Consider the following 21,925-nt stretch of genomic DNA (forward strand, 5'->3'; position numbering starts at 1 on the left):
TTCTATGCCTCCAGTTTTTCATTCAACCTGGTCACGTCGTAATCTCCGAACACCGTTTCCGCCCTGAGTCCGTCAAACTTGATCTTGCCGTACCCTCGGCTGCCGTTTCCGCCGAGATAGTCCAGTTCCAGAAGCCTGAAACCGTCAAGAATGGTGTCAAGGTCCTCTTCCACCTCATCTTCTTCAACAACGTCATAAATAAGTTCAAAGTCAAAGCGGCTCATCCTGATCGCACGCTCAATCTGACGCGGATTTGCAACGGCGGTAACGCGGTTTATCGTATTTTCGAATTTCACTTCCGTATACGAATCGGCACCGCGCTCAAGAAGCTCCCCGCCGTTCGTCAGAATACTGTCCCTGAAGATGAGCCTTGCAGGCAAAGGACACCTGCCGTCTTTGCCGTAGCCGGAACTTGCACCGAAAAGCCTGGTGATACGTTCATCGTCATCATTTGGTGTTACTGCAACCTGTTCATTATATGCACGGGCAAGAAGCGTTCTCATCTTTCCCTTCAGACTTGAACCGGGAATTACCGGCATGTTCGTAACCGCATCCCTGACGATTGTGGAATCCGCTGCACCGATTGCCGCAAAGGCGTCACCGCCACCAATGTGAAGTCCGCTTTCAAGTTCGATTGTACCACTGAATCTTATTTTACTTAACTTTGTCATTTCAATGCCCCCTAGTCTTTGCCACCATAGTATTTGAAGTAAGCAACCAGTGCTTCCATGTACCGGCAGAACAGAATAATCCAGTCCTTTTCCTCAGGCTTTTCGTAATATTCATTTACCTCGTCCAGTGCCCCAAGAAGATTTGACACTTTCACAAAACGCTTAACTGCCGCATTGCGTCCGCTTTGATAGACCAGCTTGACTTTGAGATATGAAAGCTTTATTCTGGCAGTTTCCACACCCTGTGACCTTACCGTATCGTAAATTGCGCTTGTTTCGCTCAGAATGTTTCTGATTGCAGACATGGTAAGGTAGTCACCCTTACCGTTCTTTCTGTTCGTAACAACATGGAAGTTCTCATCCTTCAAGAACCTGATTACGTTCTCTGCGGACTTCACATATCCCTTTTTATTAAAATTCACTCTGGACGTTTCAATTTCTTCATTCATCCTGTCAATCCTCCCTGATTTCATAAATGTAAAGCATCAAGGCCATCTCGGCCTTCCTAATTTCCCTACCGTCATTGAACCAGTCAATCATCGATTTCCTGAAGTCACGGAAGTTTTCCTTGTCATCAGCCGCGTTTTCAAGTCTGGTAAGGTAATACACAATGCGGGCGAATGAAATCCTGTCAACCTCATCGCGGCTTCTGATCAGATCAAGCAGCTTGTATGCAAAGGCCTTTCCGTATTCGTCCTCATTTTCAAAGAAGTTCCTGATGACGTTGAGTTTTCCAAATGTTATGTCATTGACGTACTCATCGAACGCAAAGACATTGTCCTCACTGAACAGGGCAATCCTGTCCCTGCCGCAAAGCTTTGCCCTTTTCAGCAGGTTCCTTGTCCTCCTGGCGATGATGTTGACCGGTGTCTTGGCTGAAACAAGCGCCACTCCGGCCGAGAATGTCATCTTGCCATCGGTCCACTTTCTGAAACACTCATGAATGTCCTGAACAAATTCCAGAATGTCATCCCATGCACCGATTGCAAAGACGTCATCGCCTTCGGAATAGATGATGCTGATTCTTTTGTCTTCGGCGAAACTGTTCAGATACAATTTAAAGAACGCCTGAATTCTTCTGGAAAGCGTTGCGTAACGGCTCATCGTCGTGTACCTACCCTCTCCCTGATCCTTGAATCCTGCCAGGAAGCCGGCATAAAGATCATCGACGTCAATCATCAGGGCCCCCAGACGCTTGATGCCGACTGCCGTCCCGCCATTGTTCTCCTTCGTCCAATTACGCTCGGCATAGCTGTTGTAGTCGTTTGTCCAGCTGTAGTCGCCGACCCAGATGTGTGTTTCCTGCATGTGGCCGGTGTCAAGACGGTTCTTGGCATAAATGCTTCCCTGAACTTCACCGCTGCGGATCTGATCCTCTGAAGCGGTGTCCAGATACCTGCCGTTACAAAGCGGCAGGCCGCTCTCATCATCGTTGACAACAAAGAACTGCTGTTTTTGAATGTCCCGCGAAAAATTCTCCAGCTTGAAACACAGCGAACACTTATTCTCACCATCAATCAGTTCCCTGACACTGTGACAGACGGCACACTCACGGCCTGTCTTCTTTCCAAGCCGGTTGAGTTTCAAAATGTCATCAGCCTGATAGCGTTCTCTGGAATTTCTTTCCAAAAGCTCGTCAATCTCCCGGAAAATCCTGGTGTACTCATCGGAACTGTTCTCCTCCATCACCTGACTGGCCGAAAACAACGCCGACCCCGTCGAAACATACAGCATGTTTCCGAAGTTTTCCATGAGAAACTCGTTGAACTCCCTCTGTGTTCTCCGGACCACATCCCTGTTTTTCGAAGTGTTGCCCGTAATTATGTATCCATGCTCAGTATCAGCATAGATGACACTTGCCTCAGTCAGGCCAAGATTCCTGACGAGACTGTCAACAAACCATCTTGACATCATCTCCATGTAAAATGCACGGCTACGCAGCTGCTTGTGCGCTCCCTTGCTTGTTATCCTGTAGATGAAATCCTGTACGCCGGTAAAGTCAAAGCCGACCATCATGAAGGCCTGTTTTTTGTAGAAGGACCGTCCCCTGTCCACAAATTCGGTCTTGTAGTCATCGATTCCCTTCTCGTCAGCATACTGGAGAATGGCACATGCATAAGCTGCAGTCAGCTTCATGTGGTCGTATAGGGAAATGTCGGAAACTTCCTCCATGCATGTCGATGAAGGCATGAAGCTCATTGTCGCCTCAACAAGATTGATTACACTGGGAATGTACTCTTCGGTAAATTCAACGGCTCTCAAACCAGTACTAAAATAGGAAACGCCTCGCCCGTACTCGCCAGAAGTATAATCATGCCTGAATTCACTTGGAAACACCTTATCAACATTGTCAGGCTGTAATTCGCCTGGTGCAATGTATCTTTTGGAGGCATGCTTCCCATACCGGTTGAAAATGTCTTGCAGCGGGACCTTTGCATAAAATCCCCACTTGCCGTCCTCCATTTCCTTTCTTCTGTCCGTGCCGCTGGCAATGTTGTCGGCAATATATGTAATATGCGACAAGGAGTTTGCGGGAAGAGAACTGCTCATATAATTTTTGTGATGATAACGCAGTGAATGCGTTATCTCACGGTTGTCCGTGTATTTTTCCAGAAAATCAGCGCCAATCTTTTGATGTTTTACCATCCTTCCTTCCGCACGCTGGAGAGCCTTGCCGATGTCATGAAGAAACGCTCCGTAAAACATGTCATTCATTCTTTTTTCCAACATTATCAACTCCTTCCAAAATCCTGACCGCTCCCATGCCCATGCTGGTCTTGACGCCAATGCCGGAATATTCCGCAAACTTCAGCAGCATCGCAATGTAATTAGTCAATGTCTGGCTTCCATGGCAGACCAACGTCAGGTACCCCTGAAAGCCGTTCACATATGCCTTATGAAGGTAGAAGCGCCGTGACTTGAGGCTGAATGCGGCAACCTCAACCTTGCTGCAGATTTCATCAAGCAGTTCAAAATCAATGTCCTCACCCTTCTCAAAAGCACAGCCGTACTTCTTCATCAGGTTCTGAAAGACAAGCCGTACGTCAGGCAGGAACACGTATTTCCCGTTGGTCTTGAAGGCCGTCGGCGTCATGATCTTCAACTTGAGAACCTTACTGCAGTCGTTTCCATAGAAAATTTTCGAAAGATCAGACTCGCTCCGTTCAAATACAGCCTTTTCAATGATTTCAAATTCATGCTGATTGCCGCTGTTAATGCGTATCATGTTGCGTGAATCACTCATGATCAGAGGTTCAACCTCATTGCATGCTTTCCCTGTAAGCAGGTTAATGATGAATGACACTGACTCTTCATCATGAACAACCTGAATTGACAGCGGATTCATTCCCGCCTGATGCAACTCCGAAGCGAAGTCATCATCAAGATGATTCATAAGCCATCCATGAAGATATACCGATTCCCTGCAATCATCAATGTCGCATTCGCGTCTGCACTTCAAGAGTAATTTCTTCATTGTTATCCCCACTCTTTTTAGTTATGTTTTAATCGTATAACAACGAAAGGTTGGGAACTCCCAACCTTCATGTTTTCATTTTATATCCAAATATAAATGATTACAACCACTTGCATCATATTCTTCTCAAGTGCCCCAACCGCTTACCTTGAAACGATCGGAACGTATTCCGTAAAACAGAAAAATCGCATTATCATAGGCGTCCAAACTGAACGCCTCGGTAACAAGAGCAGCTGATTCGTCTATCCCATTGCGAAGATCGGTCTTACCGCAAACGAGATAGATTTTCATATTATTTATATTTGAAAACATTTTGATCACGATACCAAAGATAGTTGTTCAAATTTTTGAGAATCTCTCTTAAAGCTCCATTGTAAATTCGAATTTCAACATCTTCCGTAATAATTTTCGCAGCCATTTCCCTAACTGGACGGTATGTTTCTCAAGGGCTTCGGTCAACAAGGTTGACTTCCACTACGTCATCCAATTTCATATTTAAACCTCCGATTATACTTGATGTTTAAAGCATGCCAAGATATCGGAGGTTTATGAGGAACGCTTATTTAAAGACCGCTTACGATGGGGCGAATATCAGTATCCTCTTTTTATATACGGAAAACGCACCTGTCGGATTCAAGTGCGTTTAGCATTGACGAACATATTGACTGCGTCTCATCTTTTCATCTTGGTTGTAGCACGAAAAACTCTGCTATACAAAAGCTTGCTTTAAATAACAGAATTATCCCGTATTTTTTACATTGTATCACTTTTTTTCACTCGGAGATAGGTAATTATCAACGGTGAAACTAAGAACAATGGTTATACGGCGAAGTTTTCGTCTCCTTCACTCGGAGATAGGTAATTATCAGATATGAACTTACCAACACTTAAATATTTCAATAAAGTTTTCGTCTCCTTCACTCGGAGATAGGTAATTATCTTATGAAGATAGGATTTATTCAATGGAAGAGCTTAACGTTTTCGTCTCCTTCACTCGGAGATAGGTAATTATCACAAGGAAAACACGGAAGATTTTAACAACGATATGTTTTCGTCTCCTTCACTCGGAGATAGGTAATTATCAAATTAAAACAACAGAAAATGGCTTGGAAATTCAAGCTAGGTTTTCGTCTCCTTCACTCGGAGATAGGTAATTATCCGAACGAAACAGGCAAAAGATTGAAAAAGCACTTAAGTTTTCGTCTCCTTCACTCGGAGATAGGTAATTATCATGAAAGTGAGTTTTATTATGAATCGTATTATTGAGTTTGTTTTCGTCTCCTTCACTCGGAGATAGGTAATTATCCATTTCACCTTTTGAATTTATGTTGGAAGAAGATGTGTTTTCGTCTCCTTCACTCGGAGATAGGTAATTATCCAAGCTATAAATGCAACAACTTTTTAAATTATTTGTTTTCGTCTCCTTCACTCGGAGATAGGTAATTATCTTTAATTAAGGCTGCAAATAATAGGGACAAAAAAGGGTTTTCGTCTCCTTCACTCGGAGATAGGTAATTATCTCATAGCATAATGCAAAGAGTTGTGCAAGTTCCTTGTGGTTTTCGTCTCCTTCACTCGGAGATAGGTAATTATCATACCAGATTATAATAAATATGTCACCGGAATAAGTGACAAGTTTTCGTCTCCTTCACTCGGAGATAGGTAATTATCTTTGTAGCAGAAGAAGAGTTGTATTTTGATGATGAACTTGGTTTTCGTCTCCTTCACTCGGAGATAGGTAATTATCGTGCAAGTGTTTTGTGAGATAAACTTTCGTAATTATCGTTTTCGTCTCCTTCACTCGGAGATAGGTAATTATCCGACGCATCCAAAAACACCATAACAACGGCATTTTCATCCTGTCCAAGCCGCCCGGAACCCGGGCGAGACGTACCTAAATGGAACAGCACCGCCCAATTTGACGGCAGTACATCGTACCAATGCATCGAACATCTATATTTTATCCTATTTTTTATGAATATGCAACCCAGTCTCGAATTTTCAGTCAGTTCGCCCCTTGCATGTTGCCTTGACAATAATCAAAAGAGGCTGGAAAAAACTCCTTCTTCACTCCTGAATTAAATGAAATGCCGAACAAAGGCGTCGTAATTCGACTGATTTTGTCCGGCATTCTTTCAATTTTAAGACATGAAAACCCGCTTTTCTATAAAATACAGAACTGCGAATCTCCTTCTCAATCAGGGCTCCAAGGAGGGATTACGGGCAAATTGCCGATTTCTTAAGATTTGATCGTAAATTCCAGTCTTCTACGAAGAATTATCCCGAATACACAAAGTCCCGGATGAAATTTGCAGTTAATTGCAAATCATCCGAGATTTTTGTTCGAGACAGTTTTTTTACCCCAGTCTCCCTGATTTTCATTCCATTGTCTATTCCATCAGCCCGAACATCAGTATGCCGGCTGCGACTGCAACGTTGAGCGATTCGGCATGTCCTTTGATCGGGATATAAAGGTTAAGGGAAGTTTCTTTCAACAGTTTCTCACTCATTCCGTTGCCTTCGTTTCCCATGACAAGCGCAAAGTCGCTGTGACGTCCGACCTGATCATAGGAACGGGCCTGATCGTTCAGCTCGCTGCCAAAGACCGGCAGTTTGCGCTGCTTGAATTCTTTAGCCCATTCAATCAGGTTTCCGGAACAAAGCTTCAAATGAAACTGGCTGCCCTGCATGGCCCGAACGACTTTCGGCTGAAACATGTCGGCACACCCTTCCCCAAAGACTACGCCGGAAAAGCCGCAGGCATCGGCAGTCCTGACCATCGTTCCGATGTTTCCGGGGTCTTGCACTCCGTCCAGAAACAGCCACGCACCGGTTGCTTTTTCAGGTTTCTCCTCTGCATTTTCAGGAAGATTCACAACGGCAAAGATACCTTGCGGACTCGGCGTTTCGCTCAGATGCTTTGCCACGTTGTCGGAAATTTCGATAACCTCAACGTTGTCTGGAACTTCAAGCTCATTTCTGTGCTTAAAATCTTGCGTCACCAGGATTTCCGAAATCGGCTGATCAAAAAGAATCGCTTCTTTGACCAGATGCCATCCGTCAAGCATATACTTTTCCTGCTTGATTCGCGCCTTTTTTTGCGAAAGTTTTTTCCAGTCCTTGACGCGCTGATTGGATGATGATGTGATAATATCCATGCTAATTCCTCTTTTCCAGAATTTTTCTTGTCCGTTCCTTGTCATGATTCAACTGTTCGATCAATTCCTTTGCGCCGCTGAACTTCTTCATTCCGCGCAAAAGCTCGATCCACTCGACAAAAACGTTTTTTCCGTAAACCATGTCCGAAAAATCGAGCAGGTTGATTTCGATCGTTTTTTCAAAGTGACTGCCAAAAGTTTCGTTGCGACCAATTGATGCCATCCCCATGTAGCGTTTTTCTTCGCCTTCAAATCTGACGAAAACCGCATACACTCCTTCAGAAGGTATCATGACCGGCTCTTTTGTTTCAAGATTCAGCGTCGGAAAACCCAGCTTTCGCCCGCGCTCAAAGCCGTGCACTACCTGACCGCTTGTTTCGTACGAATAACCCAAAAGATCTGCTGCCATTTTGACGTTTCCTTTCCGGAGCGCTTTTCTGATTCTTGTCGAACTGATTTTTTCTCCGTCATCAAGAATATGCGAAACCTTGACCACCTCAAAGCGTCCATTGGCATAGCCTTCCAGATGCGACATGTCGCCGCCGTTTTCATACGGCATTTTTCCGTACGTATAGTCGCTTCCTGCAACCGCGCAGACTGCGTGGAGCGAAACGATGTATTTTTCGACAAAATCCTGCTGGCTGAGCGTATAGAGCTTCTCATCAAACGAAACGACGTAACAAAGGTCGACTCCGAAGCGTTCGAAAAGTTCAAGCTTTTTTCGTTCGCTCGACAGATACGCAAAATCCTTGTTTTCCTCGTTATTGAACACGATTCCCGGATAACGGTCAAGCGTCATGATCGCAAGTTTTGCCCCAAGCTTTTCCGCGCGCCTCTTTCCTTCACGGATTACTGCCTGATGTCCGCGATGAACGCCGTCAAAAAAGCCCAGGCAAAGAACGATCGGTCCGTCCGGAATCAAATTATTGTCATACGGTTCTTGCAATTTAACAACTTGCATCATGATGCACCTCTATGTCAGATCAATCATCTGTTCTGCCTGATAGCGTCTCTTTTCTTCATTATATCGATAGACGCAGCGACACTTGTTTTGATACGTCAAAGCGACCTGAAGGCCATCCGTTGCGCTTAAGTCACTGAAATTTTCAGGCAACAAAAAGCCGCCGTTCTTGACGATTTTCCACTGCGCACTCGTCAGTTCTCTTTTAGGCATTTTCAAAGCATGGTCGACCGGGCGCAAGGCCTCTTCCAGCCTGCCGTTTTGCTTGAGTTCTTCAAGCTGTGCCAGCGTATAGGCTTCGTCAAGCTTGAAACTGCCGCTTTCAAGTCGCGTCAGATCGCTCATGACGGCCGGAACGCCAAGTTTTTTGCCGAGATCCGTGGCAAGCGTTCTGACATAGGTTCCTTTTCCGCAGGCGACTTTGAAACGCAATTTTTGGACGCCTTTTTCTTTGTCAAATGCAGAGCTTCCGACCAATTCAAAACTTCCAACGTGAATCTTTCTCTTGGGACGTTCGACTTTTTCGCCTTTTCTGGCGTAATCGTACAAACGTCTGCCGTTGACCTTGACGGCAGAATACATCGGAGGAATCTGAATGATGTCTCCGCAAAGCTGCTGCATCTTTTCCTTGATCAATTCATCTGAAAAAGGCTTCGTCAAAAAATACTCTTCAACGATTTCCCCGTCAAGATCTTCCGTTTCCGTTGAAAATCCAAGCGTGACCTCACCGGTATAAACTTTGCCTGATTCCATCAGATAGCTGACGACTTTTGTCGCATGTCCGATGCAGATTGGCAGCACGCCGTCAACGTTTGGATCGAGCGTCCCGCTGTGTCCGACTTTTCTGGTCCGAAACAGGCGTCTGCATTTAAACACGGCATCATTGCTGGTCATGCCGCGATCTTTGTTCAGGGGTAAAATTCCATCCATAAGTGTTCACCTCTCAAAAACAGGGATGGGAAAAATTCCCATCCCCGCAATTTTCATCTTAACGATCCTGCTGATGAAGCTTGTTCAAAAGTTCGTCGATATGATCCCCGTAACGCACGGATTCATCACGAACGAATTTGATTTCAGGCGTGACATAGATGCTCAAGCGCTGCCCAAGTTCTCGTCTGATCAACCCTGTTGCCTTATCGAGACCTTTTTGAGTCTTTTCGGCATCAGAAGCAAGGTTTGAAAGCGTGCTGTAATAAATTGTCGCATTCTGCAGATCGCCCGTAACTTCGACGCCGGTAATCGTCACGCCTTCAACGCGCGGATCGCGGACGCGTTTCATCAAAATGTCGTTGACTTCGCGCTGAATCTCTTGTGACAAACGTCCGACACGGTAATGTTGTACCATATATAGCAATTCCTCCCGTTAGTCTTGCGGAACTTCTTCCATAATGAAGGCTTCGAGCTGATCGCCTTCTTTGATGTCATTATACTTTTCAACCATCAAGCCGCATTCAAATCCGGATTTGACCTGCTTGACGTCATCTTTGAAACGCTTGAGAGATGCAAGCTTTCCTTCATAAATCACGATTCCGTCACGAATAATTCGAACGCCGGAATCTCTTTGAATGTAGCCGTCCGTGACATAGCCGCCGCCAATCGTGCCAAGTTTTGAAACTTTGTAGGTCTGACGGATTTCAACGTAGCCGGTGACTTTTTCTTCAAAGACGGGTTCAAGCATCCCTTTCATGGCAGTCGTAACTTCATCGATTGCCTTGTAGATGACGTTGTGCAAACGAATGTCGACCTTGTCTTGATCTGCCTGCACCTTGGCTTGAGGCGTAGGACGAACATTGAATCCGATGATGATCGCATTGGAAGCTTCGGCCAAGGTCACGTCTGATTCGTTGATGGCACCAACGGCCTGGTGGATGATGTTGACGCGAACGCCTTCCACGTCAATCTTCTTGAAGCTTTGTGCAATTGCTTCAACGGAACCTTGAACGTCGGCTTTGATGATCACGTCAACTTCTTTCATATCGCCTTCTTTAAGCGTATCGAACAAGTTGTCGAGCGTAACGTGCGTCGTTTGGCTGCGTTCTTTCATCAGAGCACGCTTGGCACGTTCTTCACCTGCTGCACGCGCCGTCTTTTCGTCATCAAACGTCACGAAACGATCACCTGACTGCGGCACTTCGTTCAAACCGGTAATTTCGACTGGCGTTGCCGGAGTAGCCTTCTTGATGGCACGACCTCTGGCATCAGTCATCGTCCGAACGCGACCAAAAGTATTTCCGACAACGATCGGATCACCGACATGAAGAGTTCCTTGCTGAACCAAAAGCGTTGCAACGGATCCCTTGCCCTTGTCAAGGCGAGCTTCGATAACGGACCCTGCACCATGCTGCTTAGGATTTGCCTTAAGTTCAAGCATTTCTGCCTCAAGTAAAATCATGTCGAGCAATTCGTCAAGATTCTTGCCGAATTTAGCAGAAATATCGACAAAGATCGTATCGCCGCCCCAATCTTCAGGAATCAATCCGTATTCGGTCAATTGCTCCATCACGTGGTTAGGATTTGCACCAGGCTTGTCGATCTTGTTTACGGCCACGATAATCGGAACCCCGGCAGCCTTCGAGTGGTTGATGGCTTCAATCGTTTGCGGCATGACGCCATCGTCTGCGGCAACGACCAAGACAGTGATGTCGGTGATGTCGGCACCACGAGCACGCATGCTCGTGAAGGCGGCATGTCCCGGCGTATCAAGGAACGTAATGATCTTGTCATTGTGTCTTACCTGATAAGCACCGATATGCTGCGTAATTCCGCCTGCTTCACCGGCAGTGACGTTCGTATGACGCAATTTGTCAAGAAGCGTCGTTTTGCCGTGATCAACGTGTCCCATAATCGTTACGACCGGTGGACGCGGTGCGGAGTGTTTCTTATTGTTTGCTTCTTCTTCAAAGAACTTGTCGATGTCGGCTACGTCAACTTCAACTTTTTCTTCAGCCTTGATGCCATAATCGGCTGCAAGAATTTCAATCGTATCTTTGTCAAGCGATTGGTTTTGGTTGACCATCACGCCCATCATAAAGAGCTTCTTGATGATTTCTGCCGGTTCGCGGTGGATCTTCTTTGCGATATCGGCAACGTTCATGCCGACCGTATAAACCAAAGTTTCCGGCAACGGCTTGTTCTTGCGTTGCGGAACGGCGTTCTTCTTATTATTGTCGCGTTGATTGCGATTATTGCGCTTGTTGTTTTTGCGATTGTTGTTCTTCTTGTTGAACTTGCCCTTTTTGTTGTCGTTTCCGCCGAAACGATCGTTGCTTTGTCCTTCTCTTTGGTTGCTCCTGCGATTGTTGTTGTTTTTATTTTTATCCATGTGGTTACCAGAATGCCTTTCGTTGATTCTATTCACTGACTTTTGATCACGGTTGGTCTTTCCTTGATCAGGGCGAACAGCCTGCTTTTTTTCGGTCGATCGCTTGTCAGAAGGCTTCTTTCCGACCTTTTCACTTTCCCTTTTATGCTCTTTGACCGGTTTTTCAGCCTTAAAGGCAGCCGCCTTTTTCTCAACAGGGGCTTTCTTTGGAGCAAAAGCAGCCCTTACCTGCCGCTCTTCGTTTTCTCCAATCGTCGACATGTGATTGCCAACTTCAATTCCCTTCTTTTTGGCTGCCGCAATGACTTCCTTGCTGGAAACATTGAGTTCTTTTGCTAATTCATAAATTCTTTTTTTACTCATCGACATCGCTCCATTCTCGTAAAATCAGGCCTGTCAAGACTCTTGATTCGAGAAATACACGAATCAAAGAGACAGCAGTTGCTTGAATTTCTTAGCAAAGCCTGCGTCCGTCACTGCAATTATCGAGCGTTTCGATCCTATTGCCGCACTGAGTTCATCCCTTGTGAATTCAAGCGAGCACGTGACGTTGTAACTATTGCATTTATCAGTAATTTTCTTTTTCGTACTCTGTCCTGCATCATTTGCGCAAAAAACAAGGTACGCCTTTCCAAGTCGAACTTGGTCAATAACAAGGTCAATGCCCGTCGTCAGTTTTTTTGCCCGACGAGCAAGGCCCAATGATTGCAAAACTTTTTGTCTATTTTCCATTTCCAAACAATTCCGCGCGGGCTGCTTGGTGATCAACGTAAGCAACCAGCTCATCGTAAAAGGCATCGTCAATTTTGAGCCCGAATGCCTTGTCGAAGGTGCGGTCCTTTTTTGCTTTCTCGGCTGTTTTGACGTCTAAATGAATATATGCCCCGCGTCCGGCCTTCTTTCCGGTCGGATCGATTGAAACTTCATTTTCTTTATTCTTGACAACACGAACGAGTTCTTTTTTTGGCTTCATTTCTCCGGTAACGATGTCTTTTCGCATCGGTATTTTACGCTGTGCCATTTAAAAAACCTCCTTTATTCGTTATCTGCCTCAATGTCTTCAATGCTGATGACATCTTCTGTTTCAACATCTTCTGTTTCAGGCAATTCAAAATTTTCCTCAGGTTCTTCTTCAGACTGACGATCAAGCTCTTCCATGTTTGATTCGGACTTGATGTCAATCTTGTAGCCCGTCAAATGAGCTGCAAGGCGGGCATTTTGGCCACGCTTGCCGATTGCAAGCGATAATTGCGTGTCAGGGACGACGACCGTGCATGCATGATCGTCTTCTCTGTCGAAGCGAACTTCAAGAATTTCGGCCGGTTTCAAGGCAGCTTTGATATATTCGGACGGATCTTCGCTCCATTCGACGATGTCCATCTTCTCTCCGTTTAATTCTTCAACGATTGCCTTGACGCGTTCTCCGCGTGGGCCAACGCAAGTTCCGATCGGATCGATTCCTTCTTGATCGGAGTAAACGGCAATTTTGGCACGATCGCCTGCTTCACGCGCAATCGACTTGATTTCAACGGTTCCGTCAAAAATTTCCGGAACTTCATTTTCAAACATGCGCTTCAACAAATCAGGATGAGAACGACTTACGTAAACCTGAGGTCCTCGGTTGCGACGCTTCTTTTTGCCTTCTTCTTCATTTTGTTCGGCATTTTGATTTTCGTTTGGATCAACAACCTTGTACACGTAAACTTTGATGCGATCATGTGAATTGTAAACTTCACCAGGCACCTGATCGCGCTTCGAAAGAACGGCTTCAACGTTGCCGAGGTTGACATAAACGTAACGGCTGTCGCGACGTTCAACTTCACCGGTCATGATTTCATTTTCATAACGGCTATATTGATTATAAATCATTTGACGCTCTTCTTCACGCACGCGCTGCATGATGACCTGCTTAGCAGTTTGAGCCGCAATTCGTCCAAAATCACGCGGAGTAACTTCAAAATCAATCGTGTCGCCGATTTCATAGGCTCTGTTGATTTCAAGAGCATCAGACAGGCTGACTTCGAGGCATGAATCCAAAACTTCGTTGACGACTTCCTTAACGGCAAAAACCTTGATGTCGCCGCGTTTTGCATCAAACGTCACTTTGACGTTTTGTGCCTGACCGTAGTTTTTCTTGTAGGCGGAAACAAGTGCCTGTTCCAAAGCATCGATGATGACTTCTTTTTTGATGCCCTTTTCAGTTTCAAGTGCATCCAATGCATTAAGCAATTCCTTACTCATTTTTTCTGTGCTCCTTATTATTAAAATTTGATTGCCAAACGCGCCTGTGCAATCTGCTTGCGCGGAATCACAATCGTCTTTTGACGAGTCTTGTCCATGTATTCCAGCGTCAGTTCATCCGGCTTCAAGTCAACCATTGTGCCTTCATAAACCTTATTGCCCTCCAACGACTGATACAGCGAAACATGAATATAAGAATTCAACGCGCGCTCATAATCGCGTTCTTTTTTCAAAGGACGCTCAGCACCAGGTGAGGAAACTTCCAAAAAGTATGCCTGAGGGATCGGATCCGGGTCGCAGTCGTCAAGCTTTTCGCCGAGCAAATCGCTGACAAGCGCACACTCCTCAATATTGATTCCACCAGGCTTATCGATATAAATTCGCAAATACCAGCTTTTGCCTTCTTTCACGAATTCCGCATCAACTAATTCAAAGTGACGTTCATCCAATATAGGCGTGACTAATTCCGTCACTGTTTCAACAACGCTGCTCAAAATTTTCCTCCTCGCATCTTTTCATCCAATAGAACCCGCTCCAATAAAAAGAGCGAGCATCTCTGCTCACTCCCTAACGAGTATCAAAAACAATGTTATTGTAGCATACTGGAACGACATTTTCAAGTTTCGTATGAAAATGAATGTAAATGCAGTGCATTTAGCCAAGCATGTCGAAAAGCGACAGCTGATTTTCATCAGACAATCCGTCCAAAACGTGGTTTTCCGTCATGAAATCAACCAATGACTGCGAAACCTTTCCGCGCTCTTTTAAATCCTGTTTGGAAATGAACTCGCGCTCTTCTCTTGCCGCAACGATTTGTTTTGCAACGTTCAACCCAAGACCCGGAATTGCCGAAAACGGCGCCAAGAGCGTATTTCCTTCAATCAGCCAGTCCGAAGCATCCGAACGCTTGATGTCGACCATCTTGAACTCAAAGCCGCGTTCAAGCATTTCGTTTGCAAGCTCAAGCACGGTCAACAGGTTCTTTTCCTTAGCTGAAGCATCATTGCCCTTTTCATTGATTTCTTTCATGCGAGCCTTGACGGATTCCTTGCCGTTGGCCATTGCGACCAGATCAAAATCATCGGCACGCACGGAAAAATATGCAGAATAGTAGATCAGCGGGTAGTAGACTTTGAAATATGCAATGCGCAGCGCCATCAAAACGTAAGCAGCAGCATGTGCCTTAGGGAACATGTACTTGATTTTCAGGCAGGCGCCGATGTACCATTCGGGAACGTTTGCCTTGTGCATCTCTTCTTGCCACTCATCCGGAATGCCGCGTCCCTTACGCACGTGTTCCATGATTTTGAAGGCCAGATCGCTTTCAACGCCCATGTGAATCAGATCCATCATGATATCGTCACGACATCCGATAACTTCAGGCATCGTCACAGTCTTGTTTTGAATCAGTTCTTCGGCGTTTCCGAGCCAAACGTCAGTCCCATGAGACAAACCGGAAATCTTGAGCAGTTCGGCAAACGTCTTTGGCTTCGTTTCTTCAAGCATTCCACGAACGAACCTCGTTCCGAATTCCGGAATGCCGAGCGTTCCCGTTTTCGATTGAATCTGTTCTTCCGTGACGCCCAGAATCTCCGTTCCGGAAAACAGCGCCATCACACCGGGGTCATCAGTCGGGATCGTCTTTGGTTCAATTCCCGAAAGATCCTGCAGCATGCGAATCATCGTCGGATCATCGTGACCAAGACAGTCGAGCTTCAAAATATTGTCGTGAATCGAGTGGAAATCAAAGTGAGTCGTGCGCCAGGCCGCATTGACGTCGTCTGCCGGATACTGAATCGGCGTGAAATCATAAATATCCATGTAGTCGGGAACAACCAGAATTCCGGCCGGGTGCTGTCCGGTCGTGCGTTTGACGCCCGTTGCTCCCTTGGCCAGGCGATCGACTTCGGCAGACCTCAGCGTCAGTTCATTGTCGCGTTCGTACGCTTTGACATAACCGTACGCCGTCTTGTCGGCAACGGTACCGATCGTTCCGGCACGGAACACGTTGTTTTCTCCGAACAAAACCTTCGTGTAGTTGTGTGCAACCGGCTGATAGTCGCCGGAAAAGTTTAAGTCGATATCAGGGACCTTGTTGCCTTTGAATCCAAGGAACGTTTCGAACGGAATTTCCTGTCCGTCCTTGACGAGCTGTGTCTGGCACTTGGGGCACTTTTTATCAGGAAGATCGTAGCCGCTGCCGTATTCGCCTTTTGTGAAAAATTCCGAGTATTTGCACTCAGGACAACGATAATGCGGCGGAAGAGGATTGACCTCGGTGATTCCGGTCATCGTTGCCACCAGGCTTGAACCGACGGACCCACGAGAACCGACCAAGTATCCGTCTTTGTTGGACTTGAAAACGAGCTTTTGCGCAATCAGATAAATTACAGAAAAGCCGTTGCCGATAACGGACTTCAATTCTTTGTCAAGTCTGGCCTGAACGATTTCAGGCAACGGATCGCCATAAAGCTCATGTGCCTTGTTCATCGTCAGATTGCGAATATCGTCTTCTGCCCCTGGCATTTTCGGCGTGTACAGCTTATCCTTGACGGGCGTGATTTCGTCACACATTGCCGCGACCTTGTTCGGATCATCGACAACGACCTTTTTAGCCAGTTCAGGTCCGAGAAAGGCAAACTCGTCAAGCATCTCATCCGTCGTTCTGAAGTGTGCATCAGGAAGATTTTTCAAGCGATTGAGCGGGTTTGCGCCGCCTTGGGAATGAATCAGAATCTTGCGGTAAATCGCATCTTCTTTGTTCATGAAATGCACGTCTCCGCTTGCAACGATCGGCTTGTCGAGTTCTTCAGCCAATTTCACCATATTTTTGATGATGTCTTCAAGCTCTTCTTCATCCTTGACAAGTTCGCGCTCCAAAAGCGGTGCATACAGTGACTTTGGCTGAATCTCCAGATAATCATAATTTTTGGCCTTGGCTTTGGCCGTTTCATAGCCTTTTTGCATCATGGATGTGAAAACTTCGCCGTCGGCACAGCCGGAACCGACCAAAAGTCCTTCACGGTATTTTTCAAGCACTGAGCGAGGAACCCTGGCAACGCGGTAAAAGTGATTGACCATCGAATCTGATGCCAGCTTGAAAAGATTTTTCAGCCCGTCCTGCGTTTTAGCCAAAACGATTGCATGAAACGGGTGCTGCTGTTTGTACGTATCCGGCTGAACCATGTGCTTGTTAAAATCGTCATGATACAAAATGTCGAACTGTTCGCGCGCGTCAGCAAGCATCTTGTAAAAAATATAGCCGGTCGCTTCGGCATCATAAATAGCCCGGTGGTGATGTTCCAAATCAACTTTGAGCCGCTTGGCCAACGTATCAAGCGTAAAGCGTTTCATGTCCGAATACAAAATTCTTGCCAAAGGCAGCGTATCGACCCACGGTTCCTTAATCTCAGGCATGCCATGGCGAAGATAGCCGGTATTCATGAAGTCGACGTCAAACGTGGCATTGTGTCCGACGATGATGCATCCCTTGCAAAATTCACGGAAGAGTTTGAAAACTTCTTCTTCCGTTTTTGAACCGCGAACCATCGCATCCGTAATGTGCGTCAGATTGATCGTCGTTTGCGAAAGCGGATGGCCCGGATCGATAAATTCTTCAAATTCTTCGATTTTTTCGCCGTCTTTCATCTTGACCGCGGCCAATTCGATGACCTTGTTGTATTGAGCCGACAGACCCGTCGTTTCCGTATCGAACACGACGTAAGTCGCATGCTTCAATTCTTCATGCGCTTCGTTGTACGCAATCGGCTGACTGTCTTCAACAACGTTTGCCTCAACGCCGTACAAAATCTTGACACCGTTTTTTTGCCCTGCTGAATGTGCTTCCGGAAAGGCCTGCAGCGTGCTGTGATCGGTAATCGCAATCGCTTTTTGTCCCCACTTGGCAGCTTGTGCGACAAAGTCAGAAATCGAATTCGTCGCATCCATCATGCTCATGTTGGAGTGCAGATGAAGCTCAACGCGCTTTTCATCTTCAGGAGCCGTATCCTTTCGTCCTTCATGCTTGACTTCATTGATGTCATAGGCATTGATGACAAGATCTCTCATGTAGCTGTCTTCTTGGACGTTTCCTTTGACTTTGACCCATTGGCCGACTTTGACGGCATCAAACATCGCTTCATCTTTGGCATTGTTCGAAAACTTTTTGACGGCAAACGAAGAAGTATAATCGGTAATCTTAAACGTCAGAATTTTTCTGCCGGAGCGCAGTTCGCGCACCTCGGAATCAAAGACGTAGCCTTGGACGACCACAATGCGCTCTTCTTCTACGATCGTCTTCATCGGTCTGATCTCTGTTTCTTCCGAAATCTTCTTGCCGACCATCACCGGCCCTTCAACAGGCGGAAGTTCTTCTTGCTTCTTCACGTTTTTTGGCTGCTTGGCCTTTTGCTCATTCGAAATCTTGATCTGCTCATAAGCTTTTCTGGCCAGCTCCGCATCGTTTTCGGCATGCTTTTGCTGCATGGCCTCCCGCTTTTCTTCAATCGCTTTTTCATCAACATAGGGTTTGATCGTGAATCTTGGAAAACCGGCATCCTGATAAGACGCTTCAATTCTTTCCAAAACGTTGCGCTTCAAAAAATCGCGCAAGACCGTATTTTCAGCCAACAGTTTAACCTCTCCGTGATCAAGTTCCGGAGAATTTCGCAAGAGATTTTGGATAAAACCGTTTGCTTTTCCGCTCGTTTCAACGGCATATGCCCAATACGAAACCAATTTTTCGTCATTCATTACAGGATTTCTCGTCGTAAAATGCAGTCTCGTCTTGCAAATCGGCCTGAAAGACGTCTCGACAAGCTGATTAAGTTTTGCAAATGTTTGAAACGGCAAGATGTCGTTTGTTTCCAAATAAAAGTCCCAACGCTTCGACTTCGTATGCACTTCGACTTTTTCAATCAGCGCATCGGAAAAAACTTCCCTGTCGTCTTGCCACTTGATTTGTTCAAGCAGTTTTTCAAACATGGCTTTTTTATCGAGTCCCACTCATACCCTTCCTTTCATTGAAAACTCACTTATACGATTTTAGCACAGTAGATCACTTTTTGCACTTTGTTGCTTATCGCTGAGTTGTAACGAGAAAAATCTTCCTGATGATGTTATACTGAATTTGTATAAACTAATTTTGTTACTATTATGAAGGAATGAGAATCCATGTATTATAATGCGGCACTTGTCTTAGAAGGCGGAGCCATGCGCGGATGCTATACGTCCGGCGTCCTTGACTATTTTTTGGATCGCGACATTCAATTTAACTGCGTCATCGGCGTTTCAGCGGGATCTCTTGCCGGAGCAAACTATGTTTCCAAACAATACGGAAGAACATTTGAAATCAATACCGAATACCGCAACGATCGCGACTATATTTCTGTCAGACATCTTTTAAAAGGCAAAAGCATCATCAATCTTGACTATCTGTTTACAGATCATGGAATTTCATGGCACAACTACGATGAAAATGCCTACAATCTGTCCGATACGGACTTCGTAATCGTAGCCACCAGACTAGAAGACGGCAAGCGCGTCGAATTTCACAAGCCGCCGGTCGGAAAAGAGCTGACGGATGCCCTTGAAGCCTCATCTTCAATGCCAATCATTTCAAAGCCCCATGAAACATCTCAAGGCCTTTGTCTTGACGGCGGAATCTCAGACTCCGTTCCGGTCGATCTTGCACAAGAATTGGGCTTCAACAAAATCATCGTAGTCAGAACCCGCAACCGCGAATACCGCAAAAAGCCTGGTAGCAAGGCAATGGAAAAAGCAATGGAAATGAACTTCAATCAATACCCCGATTTCGTCAAGCAGGTCAACGGCAGGCCTGAAGCCTACAACAAGCAGGCAGAAGAATTGCAGAAAATGGAGGAATCAAAACAAATCTTCTGCATTGCTCCAAAAGAACCCGTCAAGGTCGGTCGGCTTGAGCATAACGTCAAAAAACTCAAGGACTTGTACGAAAGCGGGTATGCGGATGCCAAAGAATCATTTGACGAAATGATCAAATATCTTGAACAGGATCAAAAATCAGCAGAATAATTCATACAGCACCAGGCGCCGACCAAAATCGGCGCTTTTTTGTCATAAAAAAAGGCCGCCTGCTGCGACCTTTCAACAATATTTCGTTATCATCAATTTCAAGAGTTCTTTTCTGAGTTCTGCTGCGCTCTGATAGCGATTGCCAGGATAATAGCTGCACGCTTTCCTCAATATCGCATTCAGTTCAACACTGATTTCTTCAATCTCCGGCAAAACATCGCGCTGATCCGGAAATTTTTTATCATTTGCCAAAACATAAAGCGTCATTCCCAAAGAATAGATATCCGAACGGTTGGATAACGGTTCGGCGATTTTTTTCAGTTGTTCCGGTTCAGAAAATAACTCAGTCATCAAAAGTCCACCGTAAGCGGTCGTTAAAACAGCGGTGTGTACACAAATAGCCCGAGATAGTATTATTATCTCAGGTTATTGCGTATGCATCGTTTTTATTTTCTTATTTATGAGGTAAGATCGATGTTCCATGGGAGAAGTTGGCGGAACCTTTCAGGATCAAATACCTCAATGTTGGTAATCTCCGTTAATACTTTTCTCAAGTATTTTTCAGGATCCAACTGATTAAGTTTGGCCGTATATATCAGCGACAACGCAACGGCATTAGCCCTTGCGCCTTCAAAAGTTGATGAAAACAGCCAGTTTTTTCTCCCCATCACGCTCTCTTTGACAGCACGTTCTGCGCTGTTGTTGGACAATTCAAAATATCCTTTTTCAAAGATGTTCAGAATATTCTTTTCTTGACCCAGGGCGTAGTTTTTGGCTCTTCCCAATGCTGACTTGGCAGATGCGGTAACTGAAGCTATCTTGGAAAATACCCGCTTGACTACAGGAAGGAGTTTTCTTCTTCGATAGTTCAAGCGTTCGTCATCATTGAATTTGGTTGAGAGTTTTCTTTCCAATTCAAAGACTTCATCGATGTCTTTGACTATTTCTCCGCTAAAAGATTTTGAGGCTTTGTAGCTGCTGTTTTTCAAAGAATCGACAAAATAGCGACGAACATGAGCCAGGCACCCCAGGTGTCTGGTCCTGTCGAGAAAATTATATCCGGCATAGCCGTCAGTTTGGACATAACCATTAAAATCGCTCAACAATTTCTTGGCAGTATCGGATGATCTTCCGTCACTGTGAGTAAATGCGGCAATATTTTTTTCTTCAAATTTTCCACTTGTGACAACCCAATAATAAGTGTTTGCTTTTTCTGAAGCCAAAGTATTATAAGGTGTTTCATCCACATGAAGAAATCGCTGCCTTTTCAGCTCTTTCAATAAAAGATCATACAGCGGCGAAAGCTGATTGTTGAAGACGTCGATCATCCATTTTGACATTTGTTGACGAGTCAACGGCAATCCCCTAAGCTTCCACATTGCCTCCTGGCGATAGCAAGGAACTTTGTAGACGTACTTCATCGCGGCAATATGCGCAATGATCGAAGGAGATCCTGTCTTACTGTGACTGATGAGCGAACGGGGCATCGGAGCTTTTGAAATTTTCGAATGATCGTCCGAAGAACATTCAGGGCACTTGTATACTGCCTGATGATGTTCGAGAAGCCTGAGTTTTGCCGGTATGAACTTCACCTCTTCACGAATCTTAGGATTCGCGACCTGAACGAGACGGGCACAACACTTAGGGCAGGAACATTTTTCATCAGGCATCACATGATTCACAATTTCGACCGGAATTTTTGAAGTATCAATCTTCCGGTTTTTTTTGCGAATCTTTTTGGTATACGATTTTACCGAAGCCTCTTTGGAATCTTCAGTCTTTTCGCTTTGTTCTTCTTCCAGATCAAACAGGTCTAATTGTCTGTCATCTTCTTGAAGACGGCGCGTTTTTTCAGTTTTTTTTCCAAAAAGTTTGCTTGTCAGAAAAGCAATTCGTTCATTCAGTTCAGCGACTTGTTGTTCCAGCTCTTTGATACGCTTATCTTTTTCGTCCATCTCGTTCACCTCCGTTCCGTATGCATGAATTGAATTATACATGAAAACTCCTGCCAAATCCATATAAAAATGTAAGGCAGGAGTATCAATA

General features: G+C 45.4%; 19 protein-coding genes and 1 CRISPR repeat array. Of the genes, 1 reads left to right on the plus strand and 18 read right to left on the minus strand.

Annotated features, from left to right (window positions below):
* Positions 1-2 precede the first annotated feature (2 nt).
* From csm3 to LRC_RS05350, 16 genes are all read right to left on the minus strand, one after another.
* The gene (csm3, locus tag LRC_RS05285) at positions 3-671 is read right to left on the minus strand and encodes a type III-A CRISPR-associated RAMP protein Csm3 (RefSeq protein ID WP_014073477.1); all 669 of its coding nucleotides are present in this window, start codon (positions 669-671) and stop codon (positions 3-5) included.
* Positions 672-682: 11 nt separating this feature from the next.
* Positions 683-1,120 (minus strand): type III-A CRISPR-associated protein Csm2, encoded by a 438-nt coding sequence (gene csm2 / locus LRC_RS05290; RefSeq protein WP_014073478.1) that lies wholly within the window; start codon positions 1,118-1,120, stop codon positions 683-685.
* Positions 1,121-1,124: 4 nt separating this feature from the next.
* Complete coding sequence (gene cas10 / locus LRC_RS05295; RefSeq protein WP_041819981.1) at positions 1,125-3,401, minus strand: type III-A CRISPR-associated protein Cas10/Csm1; 2,277 nt, start codon at positions 3,399-3,401, stop codon at positions 1,125-1,127.
* A complete protein-coding gene (gene cas6, locus LRC_RS05300) occupies positions 3,379-4,146 on the minus strand; it encodes a CRISPR system precrRNA processing endoribonuclease RAMP protein Cas6 (protein ID WP_014073480.1) in 768 nt (255 codons plus the stop codon). The genes cas10 and cas6 overlap by 23 nt, the downstream gene beginning before the upstream one ends.
* A 126-nt stretch (positions 4,147-4,272) precedes the next feature.
* Positions 4,273-4,437: an IS66 family insertion sequence element accessory protein TnpB gene (gene tnpB, locus LRC_RS10570; protein WP_167317014.1), complete on the minus strand. Its 165-nt coding sequence runs from the start codon at positions 4,435-4,437 to the stop codon at positions 4,273-4,275.
* Position 4,438: 1 nt separating this feature from the next.
* A complete protein-coding gene (locus LRC_RS11935) occupies positions 4,439-4,564 on the minus strand; it encodes a hypothetical protein (RefSeq protein ID WP_014073481.1) in 126 nt (41 codons plus the stop codon).
* A 342-nt stretch (positions 4,565-4,906) separates the two neighbouring features.
* Positions 4,907-5,966: direct repeats of the CRISPR family, unit length 36 nt; unit sequence GTTTTCGTCTCCTTCACTCGGAGATAGGTAATTATC.
* A 570-nt stretch (positions 5,967-6,536) separates the two neighbouring features.
* The gene (locus LRC_RS05305) at positions 6,537-7,304 is read right to left on the minus strand and encodes a TrmH family RNA methyltransferase (RefSeq protein ID WP_014073482.1); all 768 of its coding nucleotides are present in this window, start codon (positions 7,302-7,304) and stop codon (positions 6,537-6,539) included.
* A 1-nt stretch (position 7,305) separates the two neighbouring features.
* The gene (gene ribF / locus LRC_RS05310; protein ID WP_014073483.1) at positions 7,306-8,265 is read right to left on the minus strand and encodes a riboflavin biosynthesis protein RibF; all 960 of its coding nucleotides are present in this window, start codon (positions 8,263-8,265) and stop codon (positions 7,306-7,308) included.
* Positions 8,266-8,277: 12 nt separating this feature from the next.
* A complete protein-coding gene (gene truB / locus LRC_RS05315) occupies positions 8,278-9,195 on the minus strand; it encodes a tRNA pseudouridine(55) synthase TruB (RefSeq protein WP_014073484.1) in 918 nt (305 codons plus the stop codon).
* 58 nt (positions 9,196-9,253) lie between these two features.
* On the minus strand, positions 9,254-9,610 hold the full coding sequence (gene rbfA, locus LRC_RS05320; protein ID WP_014073485.1) for a 30S ribosome-binding factor RbfA: 357 nt from the start codon (positions 9,608-9,610) through the stop codon (positions 9,254-9,256).
* 18 nt (positions 9,611-9,628) lie between these two features.
* A complete protein-coding gene (gene infB, locus LRC_RS05325) occupies positions 9,629-11,950 on the minus strand; it encodes a translation initiation factor IF-2 (RefSeq protein WP_014073486.1) in 2,322 nt (773 codons plus the stop codon).
* Positions 11,951-12,013: 63 nt separating this feature from the next.
* On the minus strand, positions 12,014-12,319 hold the full coding sequence (locus tag LRC_RS05330; RefSeq protein ID WP_003693871.1) for a L7Ae/L30e/S12e/Gadd45 family ribosomal protein: 306 nt from the start codon (positions 12,317-12,319) through the stop codon (positions 12,014-12,016).
* Entirely contained in the window at positions 12,309-12,608 is a 300-nt protein-coding gene (rnpM, locus tag LRC_RS05335) for an RNase P modulator RnpM (RefSeq protein WP_003698237.1), read from the minus strand. Before rnpM ends, LRC_RS05330 begins: the two co-directional genes overlap by 11 nt.
* 14 nt (positions 12,609-12,622) lie before the next feature.
* The gene (gene nusA, locus LRC_RS05340; protein WP_014073487.1) at positions 12,623-13,828 is read right to left on the minus strand and encodes a transcription termination factor NusA; all 1,206 of its coding nucleotides are present in this window, start codon (positions 13,826-13,828) and stop codon (positions 12,623-12,625) included.
* Positions 13,829-13,848: 20 nt separating this feature from the next.
* Positions 13,849-14,322 (minus strand): ribosome maturation factor RimP, encoded by a 474-nt coding sequence (rimP, locus tag LRC_RS05345; protein WP_014073488.1) that lies wholly within the window; start codon positions 14,320-14,322, stop codon positions 13,849-13,851.
* Positions 14,323-14,482: 160 nt separating this feature from the next.
* A complete protein-coding gene (locus LRC_RS05350; RefSeq protein WP_014073489.1) occupies positions 14,483-18,832 on the minus strand; it encodes a PolC-type DNA polymerase III in 4,350 nt (1,449 codons plus the stop codon).
* Between the two features lie 168 nt (positions 18,833-19,000).
* Between LRC_RS05350 and LRC_RS05355 the strand changes: the two genes are divergently transcribed.
* Entirely contained in the window at positions 19,001-19,879 is an 879-nt protein-coding gene (locus LRC_RS05355; protein ID WP_014073490.1) for a patatin-like phospholipase family protein, read from the plus strand.
* A 72-nt stretch (positions 19,880-19,951) separates the two neighbouring features.
* On the opposite strand, the gene LRC_RS05360 is transcribed toward LRC_RS05355, so the two are convergent.
* Together LRC_RS05360 and tnpC are read right to left on the minus strand one after the other, a co-directional pair.
* Positions 19,952-20,230, minus strand: a complete 279-nt coding sequence (locus LRC_RS05360; RefSeq protein ID WP_014073491.1) for a serine/threonine protein kinase — start codon at positions 20,228-20,230, stop codon at positions 19,952-19,954.
* Between the two features lie 107 nt (positions 20,231-20,337).
* Positions 20,338-21,897 carry an IS66 family transposase gene (tnpC, locus tag LRC_RS10580; RefSeq protein WP_014073492.1) on the minus strand — a complete coding sequence of 520 codons (1,560 nt, stop codon included), beginning with the start codon at positions 21,895-21,897 and terminating at the stop codon, positions 20,338-20,340.
* Positions 21,898-21,925 lie beyond the last annotated feature (28 nt).

The sequence above is a fragment of the Ligilactobacillus ruminis ATCC 27782 genome (assembly GCF_000224985.1).
Taxonomy (GTDB): domain Bacteria; phylum Bacillota; class Bacilli; order Lactobacillales; family Lactobacillaceae; genus Ligilactobacillus; species Ligilactobacillus ruminis.